General features: G+C 39.9%; 11 protein-coding genes. 5 read left to right on the forward strand and 6 right to left on the reverse strand.

Annotation, left to right across the window (positions count from 1 at the left end; genetic code table 11):
* Window positions 1-2: 2 nt before the first annotated feature.
* Window positions 3-974 carry a sporulation protein gene (locus tag ABC374_RS27345; RefSeq protein ID WP_413020514.1) on the reverse strand — a complete coding sequence of 324 codons (972 nt, stop codon included), beginning with the start codon at window positions 972-974 and terminating at the stop codon, window positions 3-5.
* Window positions 975-1,695: 721 nt separating this feature from the next.
* Between ABC374_RS27345 and accD the strand changes: the two genes are divergently transcribed.
* Together accD and ABC374_RS27355 are read left to right on the forward strand one after the other, a co-directional pair.
* Window positions 1,696-2,553 carry an acetyl-CoA carboxylase, carboxyltransferase subunit beta gene (gene accD, locus ABC374_RS27350; protein WP_350300985.1) on the forward strand — a complete coding sequence of 286 codons (858 nt, stop codon included), beginning with the start codon at window positions 1,696-1,698 and terminating at the stop codon, window positions 2,551-2,553.
* Window positions 2,550-3,503 carry an acetyl-CoA carboxylase carboxyltransferase subunit alpha gene (locus ABC374_RS27355; protein WP_413020516.1) on the forward strand — a complete coding sequence of 318 codons (954 nt, stop codon included), beginning with the start codon at window positions 2,550-2,552 and terminating at the stop codon, window positions 3,501-3,503. Before accD ends, ABC374_RS27355 begins: the two co-directional genes overlap by 4 nt.
* Before the next feature lie 678 nt (window positions 3,504-4,181).
* Here the strand turns inward: ABC374_RS27355 and ABC374_RS27360 are convergent.
* The 4 genes from ABC374_RS27360 to pbp4b all read right to left on the reverse strand — a co-directional run bounded on the left by ABC374_RS27360 (window position 4,182) and on the right by pbp4b (window position 9,726).
* The gene (locus ABC374_RS27360; RefSeq protein ID WP_413020593.1) at window positions 4,182-5,579 is read right to left on the reverse strand and encodes an amino acid permease; all 1,398 of its coding nucleotides are present in this window, start codon (window positions 5,577-5,579) and stop codon (window positions 4,182-4,184) included.
* Between the two features lie 324 nt (window positions 5,580-5,903).
* The gene (hutH, locus tag ABC374_RS27365; protein ID WP_350300983.1) at window positions 5,904-7,421 is read right to left on the reverse strand and encodes a histidine ammonia-lyase; all 1,518 of its coding nucleotides are present in this window, start codon (window positions 7,419-7,421) and stop codon (window positions 5,904-5,906) included.
* Window positions 7,422-7,535: 114 nt separating this feature from the next.
* Window positions 7,536-7,985, reverse strand: coding sequence for a histidine utilization transcription antiterminator HutP (gene hutP, locus ABC374_RS27370; RefSeq protein ID WP_413020518.1), 450 nt, complete (start codon window positions 7,983-7,985; stop codon window positions 7,536-7,538).
* 367 nt (window positions 7,986-8,352) lie between these two features.
* Window positions 8,353-9,726 carry a penicillin binding protein PBP4B gene (gene pbp4b / locus ABC374_RS27375; RefSeq protein WP_413020595.1) on the reverse strand — a complete coding sequence of 458 codons (1,374 nt, stop codon included), beginning with the start codon at window positions 9,724-9,726 and terminating at the stop codon, window positions 8,353-8,355.
* A gap of 652 nt (window positions 9,727-10,378) precedes the next feature.
* On the opposite strand from pbp4b, the gene ABC374_RS27380 reads away from it, so the two are divergent.
* From ABC374_RS27380 to ABC374_RS27390, 3 genes are read left to right on the forward strand one after another with little or no spacing between them, the layout of a single operon-like run.
* Window positions 10,379-11,947 carry a spore germination protein gene (locus ABC374_RS27380; protein WP_413020597.1) on the forward strand — a complete coding sequence of 523 codons (1,569 nt, stop codon included), beginning with the start codon at window positions 10,379-10,381 and terminating at the stop codon, window positions 11,945-11,947.
* A 26-nt stretch (window positions 11,948-11,973) separates the two neighbouring features.
* Entirely contained in the window at window positions 11,974-13,080 is a 1,107-nt protein-coding gene (locus ABC374_RS27385) for a spore germination protein (RefSeq protein WP_413020519.1), read from the forward strand.
* Entirely contained in the window at window positions 13,064-14,278 is a 1,215-nt protein-coding gene (locus tag ABC374_RS27390; protein ID WP_413020520.1) for a Ger(x)C family spore germination protein, read from the forward strand. The genes ABC374_RS27385 and ABC374_RS27390 overlap by 17 nt, the downstream gene beginning before the upstream one ends.
* 302 nt (window positions 14,279-14,580) lie before the next feature.
* Here ABC374_RS27390 and ABC374_RS27395 read toward each other — a convergent pair whose 3' ends face one another.
* The gene (locus tag ABC374_RS27395; RefSeq protein WP_413020521.1) at window positions 14,581-17,766 is read right to left on the reverse strand and encodes a biotin/lipoyl-containing protein; all 3,186 of its coding nucleotides are present in this window, start codon (window positions 17,764-17,766) and stop codon (window positions 14,581-14,583) included.
* Window positions 17,767-17,795: the final 29 nt, after the last annotated feature.

Genomic DNA, 17,795 nt, shown 5'->3' on the forward strand with positions numbered 1-17,795 from the left:
AGTTACTCGTCCCCATCACCGAAAAAACCACCAAAATCTTCAAACTGTTCATCCACATCAAACATTTCTTCTTCTACGCCGAGGGCATCAGTAGCCCCTTCAAACATTTCATCCATATCCAAACCATCTATCATTTCGCTAAGCAGCATTCCACCCAATACTCCTGCGGCTAATCCTCCAACCATGCCCCCAACACCACTGAATTTATTTCCTGTATGTGAATATTGATCACGGTAAGAAAATGGACGCGTGAACAATTGAGGCTGTTCCACAACCTCTGAAATTTGCTCTTGTAAAAAATGGGTAAGCTCTTGATGTTCCTCTAACTGTCTATGATCAATAACAATTTCCCGTTTGGCTTCAATTTCTTGATGCCCATTTCGACAATCGATTTCCATAAACACCTGCTCTACATCTTCTTTCGAAGAAACCCGTATCTCTAATTCATTGACCTGGCCGGCAAATTGAGCAGTAGGAAAGAATGAGAATTCCTGTCCATACGCATCCACTTTTCCTGAAGTAGGTTTTTCCCAAAAACCCAACTTACCAAGTGAGTTGAAAATGGCTTCTAGTTCCTTTGGAGCCTTAAGGACCAATGCATCTACATCAATGTGATCCAATCCACCTTGAATATCTAAGTGAGTATCGAAAAAGTAAGAAATCGAACCTCTTGTCAGAGGAAGATCTTGGGGGATTTTGTAAGTGAAATCAAAATGTTTCTCTTCCTTTTCCTTAATGGTAAACGGACCGCTTAAAGGTACAGATGACACTTTTTTCGTGACACTTTCCCCGTGTTTTGTCCTCACTTTAATCATGAAGCCAACTGCTAACTGGTTAATTTGTTGTTCCACTTCTCCGCCATGTAAAATTACTTCCCCTTTTAGTGTCTCACCAGCATAATAAGAACGGTTTTCGTAGCGTAAATCGACAGTTGCTGCACCTTTCCCTAACTTAGCCATAAACTTCTTAAACATTTGGTTCATTCCTCCTTTAATTTGCTTAGTCTGTTATGATAATTTCACTTTCGGTTGAACCCATCAGTTTATACGAATATATAGCTCTTAAAGTTTCATTCACCTTCCATTTTTCTAATATTGTCCTCTTGAATATTATGTGTTCCTAATCTGCCCCTTTAGATTAAAAAAACTATTAATCTTTATCTATTTACAATCTGATAAACCAATAAAATATTATCCAAGTAAGAATGAGCCCATTCAATTATATTAGTAATTGCATATTATGAGCTTACACCAACTAATGGAAGTATTAGCTTTATTAAATGACGCTTTGCTATTTGGTAAATCGTTCTTTCTAAGAATTGGAATAATGGTGAGCGATAAATAATGATTACGCTCATACACTTCAAACAACCGTTCTGTTAAAGCTAAGTAACCTTTATCCCCTTTATAGAAAGATAATAAGAAGTCTTTAATGTTTGTATACTCGGTTTGTATACAAGCCTTTGTAATTCCCGTCAATAAAATCGTAAGTTTCTGATTTTCCAGGTAAAAATGCATTCATACAGGAATAGATAATTTCATAATGAAGCACCCACCAAATAAAATCTTTATTCTCTAGAATGATTTCTGATTGTATAAAACTTTTTAAGAAAAGCTAAATATCACGCTCCATATTTTAAAGAATGGTGAGCGTAACTTGTAATACAGCGGCCTTACCACAGGAGGATTGATGAAGATGTATCCATTAAAAAGAGAAAAAATAGAATCGAACTCTTTTTTTGAAATAGACAAAAGCTTAACTCCCATCCCTTTTACTTGTAAATCATGTGGGGAAACCTATGATGAATCTCTTATGAAAATAGAATTGAATGTATGTCCGAAGTGCCAATATCACTACCCCGTTACAGCATATGACCGCATTTCAATGCTTACAGATAGTAGTTCTTTTTCGGAATTCAATAAACGTTTAATTTCCGTTGACCCGTTGAACTTCCCTGAATATAAAGATAAATTAATTTCTGATAAGAATAAGACTGCATTAAATGATGCGGTTATTACTGGGGAAGCTTCCATAGGTGGCTATCCGGTTGTGATTGGTGTCATGGATTCTCGTTTCCGTATGGGAAGCATGGGATCAGCAGTCGGTGAAAAAATCACAAGAGCCATTGAGGAATCATTAAAAACACGAAAACCATTTATATTGTTTTCAGCAAGCGGCGGAGCTCGCATGCAAGAAGGAATTCTTAGTCTCATGCAGATGGCAAAAACAAGTGTTGCTTTAGAACAACTAAACTACGAAAAAATTCTTTTCGTATCCGTTTTAACCAATCCTACAACGGGTGGAGTTTCTGCTAGTTTCGCTTCATTAGGTGATATCAATATTGCCGAACCACAAGCTTTAATTGGCTTTGCAGGAAGACGCATAATAGAACAGACTATAAGAGAAGAACTTCCAGAGAATTTTCAAACCTCTGAATTTTTATTGGAACATGGGCAACTGGATATGGTTGTAAATAGGAGTGAATTAAAACAATCATTAACAACCATTTTAAAAATCCATCATCTCAATTTCAGGGAGTGTTTTAAACGATGAATTTGCAAGAATTAAAACAACTGGAAAATCAAATTGCTGAACTGAAAGAGGTGTCTACAAAGCATAATCTTGACCTTAACGAAGTATTAAAAAATCTTGAGCAAAAAGTCAATGAAATCAAAATTCATCTTAATGAGAATATGGAAGTTTGGGATAAAATTCAATTATCTAGAATTCAACAACGCCCTACTACTTTAGATTTTATCCACCATATTTTTGATGACTTCATTGAACTTCATGGTGACAGACTTTATGGGGAAGACCCTGCATTAGTTTCAGGGATAGCTACCTTCGAAGGAATGCCTATAACTGTTTTAGGAAATCAAAAAGGTCAAAATACAAAAGACAATATCTATCGTCGTTTTGGCATGTCGCAACCTGAAGGCTACAGAAAAGCCCTAAGAATTATGCAACAAGCCAATAAGTTCAATCGCCCCATCGTAACATTTATTAACACGCCAGGAGCCTTCCCAGGTCGTGAAGCCGAAGAACGTGGACAATCTCAAGCTATCGCCCATAATCTTCGTGAAATGGCTAGTTTTGGAGTACCTATCATCTGCTTTGTAGTTGGTGAAGGTGGGAGTGGTGGTGCGTTGGCACTAGGGATTGGCAATCGAATCTACATGCTAGAAAACACATTTTATTCGGTTATTTCACCTGAAGGAGCAGCAGCAGTGTTATGGAAGGATGCCACACAAGCAAAACGAGCAGCTGAAGTATTGAAAATTACGGCTAAGGACTTGATGGAGCTAGGGGTGATTGATGAGATCATCAAAGAACCTGTTGGAGGAGCACATATTGACATCCCACTTCAATCGCAATTTATCAAAGAAACATTACGAAAAGCATTACAAGAACTTGGTCAATTAGATAAAGGCATTCTACGCCAACAACGTTTTGATAAGTTCCGCAAAATTGGTGAGTATATGGAGGAAAGGACATTTAAATAAGTTGATGAACAATTATTTTCCAACATGTTCATAGACCATTTCATATAGACGATAGACTCAACAATACCTTCATATATTTTGTAAGACATAATATATTATCAATGTCTTTCCTCCCCAATTACCCTGAATCATTATATATCCTTTTGTTACATTATTCATGGCCATGCCAAGTAACCCTCCAAACCCTTTTGGAAGGGCTTATCTCTGTTTTACAAAACCGTTAATTAATCTATATCTAGGTAAGTCTCTTTCCTATTAAACAAAGCATAAATTCAATGAACCTCTCCAACTTCATCGAACGACTTCACGCTTTAATTCTACTGTATATGTTTTAAATGTTTGTCCCTTTTCCGCCATAAAAAAATCCCCTCCAGGTAGATTATTAAGGACATTTTGTCACTCTACTTGTAGGGGGATAATGGGATACTACCAGTTCTTAAAAAAGGAATATCCCTAAAATGAAATTGATATAGTTTGTATTGATTCAATCATCTCCAACTGTTACTACGGCTTAATCGACTGGAACAGATGATCATTTTTTCATCACTTCAAATTATTGTTTATTTTGTTTCTTGGCGGTAAGGAACCTTGTCATTTAAAGGCTGCTAACTTTCTTAACATAGAAAGTTGTATTTATTAATAATTAATCCAAATAAATTATTAAAAGAAGCCTTATGTCTATTTTGCATTCCTATGTTCATCAAAATCAATTTTGCAATCCTTTAGCGGAATTACTTTTGTTTTCTTAATGAACTTATATCCAAGCCACATTACCAGAAAGAATGGGATGCCAAGATAGGCAGCGAACACACTGGCCCAGTTAATTTCAGCGCCGATAAAGGCCTGATAGTTTTGCGCCGATAAAACGAAAAAACAAAGAGCAAAGGAAAATATCGGTCCGAAAGGAAACCACTTTGACTTATAGGGAAGATCGTCGAGTGAATACCCTTGAGCAATATAAGCTTTTCTAAACCGGTAATGGCTCGCCGCTATACCTAGCCAAAATATAAATCCAGTGACTCCAACCGCATTCATTAGCCAAATATAAATAACTCCATCACCGAAAACGGAAGCAAAAAAGGCCAGCATCCCTACAAGTGAAGTGATAACCAGTCCCCAAATGGGAACGCCGCGCTTGTTAAGCTTCCCGAAAATACGCGGTGCCAGCCCGTCTTTTGCCATCGAGTACAACATTCGGCTTGTCACGTAAAGACTAGAATTACCAGCGGATAATACGGCTGTCAAAATGATGGCATTCATCACGGAAGCAGCGAATGCCAGTCCCACTTTTTCAAACACCATCGTAAACGGGCTAACCATGATCGTGTGCCCCTGCAGGTTGCCATTCGTATAGGGAACGATCAATCCGATAACAAGTATGGCCAGGATGTAAAAGAGGAAGATTCTCCAAAAAATGCTGCGAACTGCACGAGGTACATTTTTTGCCGGGTCTTCACTTTCACCGGCTGCAACACCGACTATTTCTGTACCTTGAAAAGAAAATCCAGCAGCAATGAAAATACCCAATGTTGCCAAAAAACCACCGGCAAACGGAGCGTCACCAACTGTGAAGTTTTTAAAACCAACCGCCTCACCGTTCATAATTCCGAATATCATCAATATTCCGACAACGATAAAAATGATGATGGTTGCCACTTTAATGAGGGAAAACCAATATTCCCCTTCGCCATACCCTTTAACGGATACGTAATTCAATAAGAATATCAAAACTAAAAACAAAGAACTCCATAAAAAAGACGAGCTGTCAGGAAACCAAAACTTCATGACCATCGTTGCGGCAGATAGTTCCGCGGCAAGTGTCATCGCCCAAGTGAACCAATAGTTCCAACCAAGCGCAAACCCTAATGCCGGATCGATGAAACGCGAAGCATAGGTACTGAAAGCTCCGCTGACTGGCATGAATGATGCCAGTTCCCCGAGGCTTGTCATAATAAAATAAACCATTATACCAATTACGGCGTAAGCGACCAAAGCACCGCCAGGCCCTGCAGAGTGGATGGCCGGCCCGCTTCCGAGAAACAGCCCAGTCCCGATTGCACCGCCTAGCGATATCATCGTAAGGTGGCGCGCTTTCAGCTTCCTTTGTAAAGTATTTGACGGCTGGTTTTTTTCATTTATGACAGGTGGTTGCAATTGCCGATTTTCCAAATTAGATTCCCCTCCAAAAATGCATTTTTAATCTAGCACGAATAGGTAAAGCCGATCATTCCATCAATGGTCACTTCCTGCATTTATTACTATTTCAAGGTCATTTTCTTTAATGCCGAGACCTTTTTGGATTTCTGGGATCTATGTAGCATTTAAATAACGATGTTAGGCTTAAAACCCAGTTCAAAGGGCTATAAGCCTAACATTCATTCGGATATTCCGCACTTCATATTATGTTGTAGGTAAACTCCTATGAATAAATGAATTCCAATCGATTTGATGTAACCAGCTTGCCGTTGCTTCAATATCTTTAGAAAAGATACGATCTTGTGTAATGCTTGGAATGAGCTTTCTGGCTTCCGTATACAACTCTTTTGTAAACGGAGCCATCTTTTCTGTTCCGCGGTATTCCACCGCCTGCAAGGCACAAATGAGCTCAATCGCCAAAACGCGGCGTACGTTCTGAATGATTTGATGCGCGTGTCGGGACCCAATCGTTCCCATGCTTACATGATCTTCCTGGTTCGCTGAAGATGGAATGGAATCAACACTTGCAGGATGTGCGAGTGTTTTATTCTCAGAAACTAGTGAAGCGGCACAATATTGCATGATCATCGCTCCCGACTGCAAGCCAGGTGACGGACTTAAGAATGGCGGTAAATCATTCAGCTGAGGATTGACGAGTCGCTCAATGCGGCGCTCTGAAATGTTCGCAAGCTCGGCAACAGCGATTTTCATGAAGTCCATCGCAAATGCAATCGGCTGGCCATGGAAGTTCCCCCCTGAAATAACCTTTTCCCCATCGTCAAAAATAAGCGGATTATCCGTCGCAGCATTCATTTCGATTTCCAGTTTTTCTTTTACATAATCAAGTGTTTGCCATGATGCCCCATGCACTTGCGGAATGCAGCGGAGCGAATAAGCATCCTGTACCCGCAGTTCTCCTTGTTTGGTGATGAGCTGGCTGCCGTTGATCATGCGACGAATCCGTTCCGCGACCTCTGTTTGCTGGCGGTAGCCTCGTGCTAGATGAACATCGGCATCAAAGGCATCTTCTATGCCGCGTAAACCTTCTAACGTCAGTGAAGCGATCGCTTCAGTTTGATGTGCCAGCTGTTCGGCTTCAATGTAATTTACGAGGCCCATCCCAGTCATGGCCTGTGTTCCGTTAATTAATGCCAGACCTTCTTTTGCTTTAAGTGTCAGAGGAAGAATGCCTTCTTTCGATAAAGCTGCGATGGCCTCCATTCGCTCTCCTTTATAAAACACTTCCCCTTCTCCCATCAATACTAGCGCCAAATGCGAAAGCGGCGCCAAGTCCCCACTTGCCCCAAGAGAACCTTGCTGAGGGATGACCGGGTGGATATGGGCATTCAAAAGATCGATCAAACGTTCAATGACGATAGGACGGACGCCGGAAAAACCTTTTAATAGCGCATTGGCACGGAGAAGGACCATAGCTCTCGAAACGACCTCAGGAAACGGCTCCCCGACTCCGCAAGCATGGGAATGAATCAAATTCCACTGTAGCTGCTCTGCGTCCTCTGCATCAATCAATACATCGCTGAATTTCCCAAAACCTGTTGTGATGCCATAGATGACTTTCTTTTGCTTCACAATATTTTCAACCGCTTCCCGGCTCTTTTCCACTTTCTTGACACTCTCGGCAGAAGCCGTGACAAATGCCTCCCCATACAATACTTTTTTCGCTTCTTCAATCGTTAAAGTTTGGCCCGTTAACATAATCATTTCATGCACCCCTATTCTTTTTTTAAACAAACAAAAGGAGGCCGTATTGACAGACTTATCCAGTCTTTCAATACAGCCCCCTATTTCACTAAATAACTATAGGCTTTTAATTATTTAAATGTGGTTAATTCCCAAGCCAACGGCTTCATGTTCAAATCCCCGTACCGGTGCTCCAATCGTTCCATACACGGCTACAGCAATCCATTCACCTTCGTCCCCGTTTTTAAACGGCCTGCCCCGAACGATGGCAAACCGAAGGCCCGCAGTCCTCAAAAAACCGCCAAGCTCAACTTGGCCGCGTGTCACTCCTTGGAGTGCTTCGATGATCGCATGATACAGCGCATGCATTTCACGATACATATCGGGATTGACTAATCCAAGCCTTTTCGCTGATGTCTCAATGGCCGCAACTATTTTCTGCAGCTCCATTGAACCGACTTTACCTTTTCCATAAAGCCAATCCATCCGCTTAAGGTCATTCGTCAATATGACTTCTTCCTCTTCGTTCGCAAACGCGTACATGATTGCATGGCGCCCGATTCTTCTGTCGAATTCCTTTGTCATGCAGGTACCTCTTTTACAATTTTCTAAATACACTAATAACTAAATATCATTGTAAGCGGATACAAGCTGTTCGGTCAATATATTTTTTAAAATAGTTCTTTTAGGGGATGATTCATCACTCCCGAAAGCCGGTTTCTGCCCGTACAGTTCTCATCAATATTCTTTGAAAACTGCAAAAAAAGCCCATCCTCATAAACGTCCTGAAAATGGGCTTTTTTTCTGAAATTTTTCTGTACTTCACCAAAATATTAAATGTTGATTGGAGATAAAAGAAATCCAGACATCCTGCCATAATGATAACAAGAAAAAAGTCCTACCAACATGAACAAATGGGAGGACTTAAACTTTTTGGGAAATATACATTCATTCATTCATTCGTTTCCAATGCTTCATAAATAGCAGTTACAACACTTCCATAGCTTCCTGTTTTGAAGAGGTCGCCAAAAAACTGATTGGAATTGGCTACAGGGTTAACGAGCGGAGAGTGCTTTTTATTTGTTAGTAACACAATCCCTAAATCCATCTCCGGATCAATGATCGTGACTGTCCCGGTCCATCCAGTATGGCCGTAGGCACCGTCACTCGCATGAGGACTGAACATCCACTCCATGCTAGCATCGCCATTTCGTCTCCACCCAAGTCCATATGTAGGATTCATCTCGGAAGGTGCGACGAATTCATCGATGGTTTCTTGATCAAACAACATATGTTTACCGTATCCCCCGCCATTCAGCATCACCTGCAGAAGGACAGCCATATCTTCCGTATTGGAGAAAAGACCGGCATGCCCTGAAACGCCTCCCATCGAATAAAAGGCTTTTTCATCATGCACTTCCCCTTGAAGTGTGTATGTGCGAATGTTAGGGAAGTCTATCACGCCATCCCGGGTGTTGCCAAGCAATTCAGTTGCGGCAAAATCCTTTGGCTTAAAGCCCTTTTGAAGAGGATTGAACTTTGTATTTTTCAAACCAAGCGGCTTGTACAATTCATTTTCAACATAGGCATCAAGCTGCTGACCCGTTATTTCTTCAACAATGGCGCCAAGCAGCATATAATCGACATCACTGTAGACATTCTGTGTTCCAGGTACATATGTGAGAGGTGTTTTGGAAATGAACTCGATGGTTTTATCCCGCTCCTGGGAATAAAGTTCTTTCGAAACCTTTGGATTATGGTATTGCGGATCGGGTCTAAACCCTGCTGTATGATGAAGAACATCAATAATCCTCAGATTGTCCTTTCCTTTGATTACATCCTCCTCCGTGTCTTTGAATTCAGGAATGTATTGCTGGACTCTTGCCTGGATATTCAGCTTGCCTTCGCTGACTAGTTTCTGAATGGCAAAATTAGTTGCATACATCTTCGTGTTTGAAGCAAGGTCAAATAATGTGCCGCTTTCCATTTTCTGAAACTTCTTAAGAGGTGTATATTCATTAAACTTCTGTTTGTACCCGTAGCTTTCATTTTTAACGATTTTTCCGTCCTTAATGACAATCAGGGCAGCACCGGGGAAACCGGCTGCCACTTCCATTTCAATAAGCTGATCCACCTTTTCCAGCTTTTCAGACGAAAAGCCCGCTTCTTCCGGTTTTTTTGCTTTCTTTAATATTGGATACTGGCTGGCAGTTTCCTTACTCAAAGCAGCTTCATGATTAGGATTTTCATTAGCAAAAGACACGGATGGTGCTAGTAAGGAAAGTGCCAGAATTGAACTAATTGTGCAGCTTGTCCATATATTCATCATTTTCCACCCCTTTGAAATCACTTTAGAAAATAAAGAGCAACTTTACCGAAAGATAATAATCTCATTCATTCCGTTCCTTTTTCACCAGGCTTCACAATCCGATAAAGCACTAATCGTGTATGTTCCGGGTTGCGATTGGGTTATATTATTCTTAAGTTGATAAATGTGGATATTTCCCAAAATAGGATGGTATTTACAAATAATTCTCAATTTTCAGTATATGTCATTTCGATCATCATTTCAATTTGATATTGATATTTTTAAAATTATATTTCAAATCGTGAGCATAAGTCATCCCCAGTTCAAAGAAGAAAAACCAATGTTTATTAAAGTTCACTATAATCAATGAGTCAATCGGATAAGTCGAGTTTCTCCTCTACTATGCGAAGTATAAATTGATGGCAAATATAGCTAATGGCTTTTTAACTTCATTGCATAAGAAACATAGAAGATATTAATACTATTTGAGAAATAAAGGAATTTCAGCTGCTATCTGAGACAAGTATAGGGTGATGAAAATGTGGAAAACGATTGTTTCCTACCTTCCAGAATGGCAGGTTTTTATACAGGCTTTCATTGTGTTTGTTATTCCGTATCTAATCAGCAAATTGTTTAATTTGCTTCGCACCTCAAAGGATGAGTGATGATGATGAAAGAGTGGATATCAAAGATTGGTAAAAAAGGAAAAAGGAACGAAAAAGACAAACAAGAAGCATATCCCCCCCAAGATCCAACACATCAGTTTACAGATAATCTTAATTTTAATCTTGAATGTGTTAAGCAAGAAATTGGCCATAATTGGGATGTGCATTTTCGGGAATTTAATCTAGGGCGAACCGGTATACGGTCAGTTATCATTTTTGTGGATGGACTATCGGATAAAGATCTCATTGATCAGCATATCATGCCATCATTGATGGTTGATTTTTCAGCAGAATATAAACAGAACCTTCCCTACCTCAAGGGAAGCATTTCAAAAGAATTCATAAAAAATGAAGTGTTATCCATTAGTGAAATAGAAGCTGTCCGTTCCATTAAAGAGTTAGCATCTAAAGTACTAACAGGTTCTACCGCCCTTTTAATTGATGGATCATTGGATGCGCTGATCCTAGGAACTGCAAAACATAAAACAAGGGCGATCGAGGAACCGGTATCAGAGGCATTAGTCAGAGGTCCACGGGTCGGTTTCACTGAATCATTGAGTGATAATACATCCTTTTTAAGGTGCAGTGGTGAAATTGAGAATTTATCGTTAGTAAAATTCCAAGTAGGAAAGCGTTCAAAAAAAGATTTGGTTGTCGCTTACATAAAAGATATTGTTGATCCCGAATTGGTGCAAGAGGTGGAAAATCGAATTAAGAAAATTGATATTGATAGTGTGCCGGAATCAGGTTATGTAGAGCAACTTATCGAAGATAATTACCTTAGTCCTTTTCCGCAGGTACAGAATACAGAGCGTCCTGATCGGGTGATCGCTGCTTTGATGGAAGGTCGAGTGGCCATCTTGTTAGATGGGACGCCATTCGCTTTGATCGTTCCGGTTACATTGAGCATGATGTTGCAATCACCGGAAGATTATTATGAAAGGTGGATTCCTGGCACATTCATTCGTATGCTTCGTTACCTCGCAGCTATTCTGGCTCTTTTTACACCGTCTTTGTATATAGCTTTCATCTCATTTCATTCTGGGTTGATTCCGACCAAACTGGCCATCTCCATTATCGGAACCAGGTCCGGGGTTCCGTTTCCGGCACTTATCGAAGCATTATTCATGGAAATAGCCATCGAAATTTTGAGGGAAGCAGGACTGCGATTGCCTAAGCCAATCGGTCCCGCAATGGGAATTGTCGGCGGTTTAATCATTGGGGAAGCTGCTGTACAGGCAGGGATCGTTAGCCCTGTTTTGGTCATTGTAGTAGCCTTAACCGCCATTTCATCATTTTCCATTCCGCACTATAGTATTGGGATTACATTACGGATTCTGCGTTTTCCAGCTATGATTTGTGCTGCTACATTTGGATTATACGGGGTCATTCTCTTTTTTCTTTTAATGGTCAGTCATTTAGTGAAATTAAAAAGCTTTGGTGTGCCTTACTTGAGTCCAGCCGTTCCTTATCGCTTAAGTGAGTGGAAAGACCTGATAGTGCGAATGCCACTTATGATGATGAAACGCCGTCCAAAGATGTTGCATACAAAAAACCCCATACGTAAAGGATAACCTATCGGTGAAAGGGTGGTTAAATAATGATTCTCAGCCCGAAAGACAAAATTACAACTCCACAAGCAGCTGTCATTGTCATCAACTTCATACTCGGCACAGGATTACTCACCCTACCCAGATCATCTACGGAAAAGGTACAAACACCAGATGTATGGATAAGCGTTATTTTAGGCGGAGTCATCACAATAACCGCGGGGCTGATCATGGTCAAATTAAGCCAACAGTTTCCCGAAAAGACCTTCTATCAATACATCAATGCAATTGTAGGAAAATGGCTGGGTGGGTTACTAAGTTTAGTTGTAATATGTTACTTTCTTACAACTTCCAGTTTTCAGCTCCGTGCAATGGCGGAAGTAATAAGGTATTTACTTCTGGAGGGTACGCCTACTTGGGCAATTATCATGATTTTCATGTGGGTAGGTCTTTATCTCATCATCGGCGGCATTAACCCGATGGCCCGTCTTTTTGAAATTATTTTACCTTTGACAGTTATCCTTTTTTTGGTTGTTACCTTCATGAGCTTTAAAATATTCGAGATCGATAATCTGCGTCCGGTATTAGGAGAAGGAATCGTCCCTGTACTAAAAGGAGTAAAAACAACGGCTCTCGCTTTTTCAGGGCCTGAAATCATGCTACTGCTTATTCCATTTATGAATTCACCAAAAAAAGCAGTAAAAGCCCTGCTTGTTGGAGTATCCATTCCATTGATTTTTTACGTGATAACGGTCGTAATGGTTATCGGGGCATTATCTGTTGATGGAGTGGTCATGAGAACATGGCCGACACTTGATCTTATCCGAAGTTTTGAAGTCGCCGGGTTGATCTTTGAACGGTTTGAATCTTTATTGCTCGTTGTCTGGATCATGCAAATATTCGCCACATTTACGATCACATTTTTTGCAGCCGCTTTAGGGCTAGCTCAAATTACCAAAAAAAGCATTCACCCATTCATGTTTGGTTTGCTTCCGATTCTCTACATCCTTGCCATGATTCCGAAAAATATCAATGACCTATTTAAGCAAGGAGATTTCGTCGGCAATATCGCCATGTTTTTATTTGGTTTACTCCCCCTTCTACTGCTTATCATCTCAAGAATAAAGGGAGGGAAAAAATATGAAACAATCACATAGCAATACGCGCCCCCTCTACATTTCCCTCTCCGTTCTTTTGTTCTTATCCCTTACAGGATGTTGGAGCAGTCATGAAATTGAAGAGCAAAGTTTAGGTATAGGTTTGGCATTCGATAAGGCCAAGCAGTCCACCATCGAGAAAAAGTTAAACGAACAAGGGGGGGGTTATTCAAAAAGGAACCTGATTACTGCAACCTATCAATTTATCACTCCACAGGTAGCGAGTTCGACAACGAAACAATCCGGTCCACAACAAAAATCTTATGTTAATGTTTCTGAAACTGGAGACTCCTTTCATCAAATGGTTCGTGAATTATCATTGAGAAGTGAACAACCCGTAACCGCTCACCATATGAAAGTGGTTGTTATCGGTGAAAATCTTGCAAGATCGTATAAGTTGGAACAATTACTTGATCAAAATCTACGAGAAAGTGAGGTTAGACCAAGCTGCCTTGTGCTCATCAGTAAAGGAAGAGCAAGCAAAACACTGGAAACAAAGAAAGCAGGAGAAATTCCAGCGTTCCGTCTGGCTGGCATTGTAGAAAATGCATATCGAACAACGAGGATTTTGCCCCCCATGTCGCATATTAAAGTAGAAAGCAAGATCAAATCAGGGTCTAGTTTTCTGATGCAAAAAGTTCTATCAGCAGAAGGGCAAGTCAAATTTGCCGGAGCTGCCGTAATCGATGGAAAGACACACAAAATGACTGGTACTTTGAATGAGGAAGAACTGGAGGGCGTAACATGGATAACAGGTAAGGGAAAAGGCGGGGTAGTGAAAAGCTTTGATAAAGAAACCGGTCAGCTGATTGTATATGAAATAGAGACCATGAAAAGCAGTATCCTACCACGAGTTAAAGGAAACAACATATCTTTTGATGTAAACATTGAATCTGTGGGAAGACTGTCTGAAAACTGGGTAGTTTCAGGAGATACTTTTAAAAATGAATTTCTAAAAAAAGCAGAAAAATCATCTGAAAAAGAAGTGAAACGCTTGGTGGGGAATGTTTTAGAAAAAATGCAAAAAGAATACCAAGTGGACGTTGCTGGCTTCGGAAATCGATTGAGAATTGAGCACCCCAAAGTATGGAATAAGGTCAAAAAGGATTGGGACCAAACATTTAGTGAAGCTACAATCAATTACGATGTGAAATTAACTATTAATGATTATGGAACAACAGGAGGATCAAAGAAGTGAATCCTCAGAATGAACACTTAGAGCTTCCAGCATTGAATTGTTGGAAATGAAAACTATTTATACGTATACGATGAGCATGAAAAGACCTCCCACAGTAAACTGTGGGAGGCCTTCAACTTTAAAGTCACTCAAGGTCCTGCATAAAACCTTAACCGCTGCACCAAGCGAGGATCTTCTATTTATATACCACTCAAATGGACATAGCAGCTTTAATCTTGATATATTCAATTGAAGCAATCAAAGCCCATACAATTGAATGATCTGTTGTGTGTTTACGAATTTTTTTCGTTCAACATATCTTATTAGCTTAATTCCACTTTAGTAATTTCACATAAATAATCCCCACTTATAATCGAGCCTTCATCTGCAACAACATATTCGATGACAGTCGGGCTTATGGTTCGAATATAAACAAAAGCTGAATCATCTACATGGTCAATTCGAAGCTTTTTCCTCTGGGCCTGCTTAATATCAAGCTGGTTGGTACTAGCTTCCGGCAGGCTTGTGTAATAAATTTCAAAATCTTCTTCTGACGCATCAATGAAAAGATGCCATTTGTTATACTCTTCTTCTTGATCAATCATTGTTTTTAATTTTCCTTTTCTCCCGATGCCAAGAAAATACTTGAACTTTGATTCACCATTCACCATATCGCGGTCAATAACTTTTATACTTCCGCCTTTTCTGCTTTGTACAAGCCCAAAGGCAACGCCTGTTTTTCCTGTAGGGGAGGTTATTATATCTCGGTTAACCACTCTGTTTTTCTCTTCTTGCTTTAAATAAGCGCCTTCTGTCCCCAGTGGCGGGAGAATCTCAAAAAGATCATTAGACACTTCTCCCCAGTTTTGAGTGTTCTGCACTTCCCTTTCAATCCATTTATTAAATAGATTCATAACGACCGGGGATTTACTTGAATTACCCGCAAGCAGTATATTCACTTTATTAATTTTGCTGTGTTCTGACCGGGCAAAAGCGCGCCTTAATGACTCAAAGAAATTTTTAATTCCTTTGTCGATTCTTTCCTCAATCAGTTGTTCCATTTCATCTTGATCGATCAAAAGTTCCACATTGAGTTTTGCGTGGCCGGCTTTGTCAAACAAGTCTGCCCGGATCATGCCTTTTCCAAACTGTTCTTCATACCGTTCATGCCTTTCCCAAAGCGGCCTTAATTTTTCTACCAATTGTTTCGTATTTAAATACGATTCTTGTGACTGATTAATCAGTGTTTCACTTCCGGGAAATTTCACACATTCTGCTGGGAGAGTAAAAGGAATGTTTAGCTCACGCATTGTTCTTTGGTTGTTTTTAAACACTTGGAACGCCAAAAGCTCCAGCATGTTCTCACCACCTAAATACCGGTCCCCGCCCGCTGCAAAATGTTCGATGACATAATCATATCTGCTTTCTTTCAAGTCCGCTTCACGCCAAATTCCAAAGTCAAAATCTGTCGTTCCTCCACCAAAATCAAACACACCATAGTACGTTTTTTCATCCTCTTCCGGTTCAAACCCGTATTCCTGTAACGCACAAACGGCATAGGCTGCAGGTTCACTCGCCCCAGCGGTGACACGAAACTTTTTCATTAATTCTTCATCCTGCTGAATCGGCATAGGAAGCGTCTTTTTTAACCCACGTTCAAAACACTTTAGAATTTTTTCCCTTACCTCTTTTTCATACGTCACCGGGAAAGAAAGGGTGTAATCGAGGTAAATGCCATTGTTCTGGTTATTGATATACAAACCGAGGTAGTAGGCGTATAACTCGATTGGGTTGATTTCCTGATCGGTTAAGTCCAAAAAGGAACGCAGTACAACGGCATATCCCCTCTTGCCTTTCAATCGGAGTTCGTTTCTCTTTTCTCCAGCCCACTGCTTTAGATTATTCAATATGGAATAATAATGGTCACTCTTTCCATTCATCAAGTTGTTAAGAGCATTGTGGGAAACCGTCACATCCTGCCACCTTGTATCAGGTCTTCCTTCTTTTTCTTGATAAAGCTCCAGGAAATGTTCTAAATCGATAAACTCAATCACGGTTGGATTTTCATAATGCCAGTCTTGAACTTCCGTGTTAAGATAGCCAACCCCAATACGCATGGGAAGAGTAAAATCACTTTCTTCTTGATGGACGACAACTGTACTTTTCGTTCCAAAATCAATACCAACTATGCCGTCCTCCCTGATATCCATTTTAGGGTTTCTGGACATTATTTCTTCGTTCAGTTTTATCGTTAAAGGTTTTTCATCAGAGTGGACAGGCCATAGATCCCAATGTCCCCGGTTTGGATCTGTTAACATCTTTTCATCATATGAATCAATATCAGCTCTTACTTTTTCAGATTTTAAAAGCTTCTCATAAAACGTCTTGGAATCGATAGCGATCGATGGCAATTCTTTTAGAAAACTTTCATGATCTAAATCCTTTAATTGATACAATGCCAGCAAATAATCATACTCCTTCTGGCGTTCTGCACTTAATCCACCTGGTACTAATCGATTTTCCAGCCAGAGATGGAGAGCCATTCGGTCATTGATTTCAAAGGCATTTTCCCCATTTAAACGGAAAACGGGAACGAAAAATCCTTTTCCCAGCAAATTGTTTTTTTGATTTACTATATCGAAGCTTTGAATGTCGTACCCGTTGGATTTAAACGCTATCGATTTAGAAGAATTAGCCGTTTGATTGGCAAATATCCTTGAAATGGAAGGATTTTTACTCGCGGAGTAATCATCTAAAGCTAGTATTCTCTTATATACAGGGTGATCGGTTGTATTGAAACTTTTCGCAGCTTCTTCCCGTGTCATGACATCACCTTTAAAACCGGAAACGTCCAGATGCTTTTTGTAGTCAAAATCCTCTTCCATTAATTCATAGTATTTTCTATAAGGAAATAAAGCTGCGATGTTGTGATCATATATAATATTCCCGTTATTCATATAAACCCATCTGGAACGGAGCATCTTTTTAATGTCTTGAAAGAAGCTCGCTTCATCCCTGAAGAAGGTTTCTTCTGCACTCTGATATAAATGGCTGATTAAAGATCTCACTTCTTTATAAGTCATTGAAATGGCAGAGACCGGAACGGTTTGGGAATCAGGTGAGTATAGAACCTGCTCTTCGTTCTTATTCATTAAGTATATGGAACTGTCTATGTTGTTTTTTTCAGCTAAGCTTGTTGCGTTCTCAAGCGGCTCTTTATCTTCTATCGTTTCTTGTTTTTCAACTTCTTTTAATAATTCTTCTGAAATTGCTTCACCAGAATCCAAATAACATATCAGATCACCAATCTTGACTATAGTGTCCTCCGCTACATTCAATTCTTTAAGGGTACCTTCTTTTTCTGAAAAGAGGTCAAATTCGATGCCCTCACAGCTGAATTTGGCTAAGCTTTCGCCCACCGTAATATAATCGCCTGGCTGTTTATACCATTGCACAAGAAGGATTTTTTCAATGCCTTCTTCAATCTCTGGGATAATAATCGATGTCATTGTATTTCTCCTTTAATATAATTCTCTTT

This window comes from Peribacillus phoenicis, assembly GCF_047238085.1.
Lineage (GTDB): Bacteria > Bacillota > Bacilli > Bacillales > DSM-1321 > Peribacillus.

Excerpts from the sequence above, each read along its gene's own strand:
- ABC374_RS27345 (WP_413020514.1), bottom strand. The coding sequence starts at position 974 with ATGTTTAAGAAGTTTATGGCTAAGTTAGGGAAAGGTGCAGCAACTGTC.
- accD (WP_350300985.1), top strand. The coding sequence starts at position 1,696 with ATGTATCCATTAAAAAGAGAAAAAATAGAATCGAACTCTTTTTTTGAA.
- ABC374_RS27355 (WP_413020516.1), top strand. The coding sequence starts at position 2,550 with ATGAATTTGCAAGAATTAAAACAACTGGAAAATCAAATTGCTGAACTG.
- ABC374_RS27360 (WP_413020593.1), bottom strand. The coding sequence starts at position 5,579 with ATGATATCGCTAGGCGGTGCAATCGGGACTGGGCTGTTTCTCGGAAGC.
- hutH (WP_350300983.1), bottom strand. The coding sequence starts at position 7,421 with ATGATTATGTTAACGGGCCAAACTTTAACGATTGAAGAAGCGAAAAAA.
- hutP (WP_413020518.1), bottom strand. The coding sequence starts at position 7,985 with ATGACAAAGGAATTCGACAGAAGAATCGGGCGCCATGCAATCATGTAC.
- pbp4b (WP_413020595.1), bottom strand. The coding sequence starts at position 9,726 with ATGAATATATGGACAAGCTGCACAATTAGTTCAATTCTGGCACTTTCC.
- ABC374_RS27380 (WP_413020597.1), top strand. The coding sequence starts at position 10,379 with ATGAAAGAGTGGATATCAAAGATTGGTAAAAAAGGAAAAAGGAACGAA.
- ABC374_RS27385 (WP_413020519.1), top strand. The coding sequence starts at position 11,974 with ATGATTCTCAGCCCGAAAGACAAAATTACAACTCCACAAGCAGCTGTC.
- ABC374_RS27390 (WP_413020520.1), top strand. The coding sequence starts at position 13,064 with ATGAAACAATCACATAGCAATACGCGCCCCCTCTACATTTCCCTCTCC.
- ABC374_RS27395 (WP_413020521.1), bottom strand. The coding sequence starts at position 17,766 with ATGACATCGATTATTATCCCAGAGATTGAAGAAGGCATTGAAAAAATC.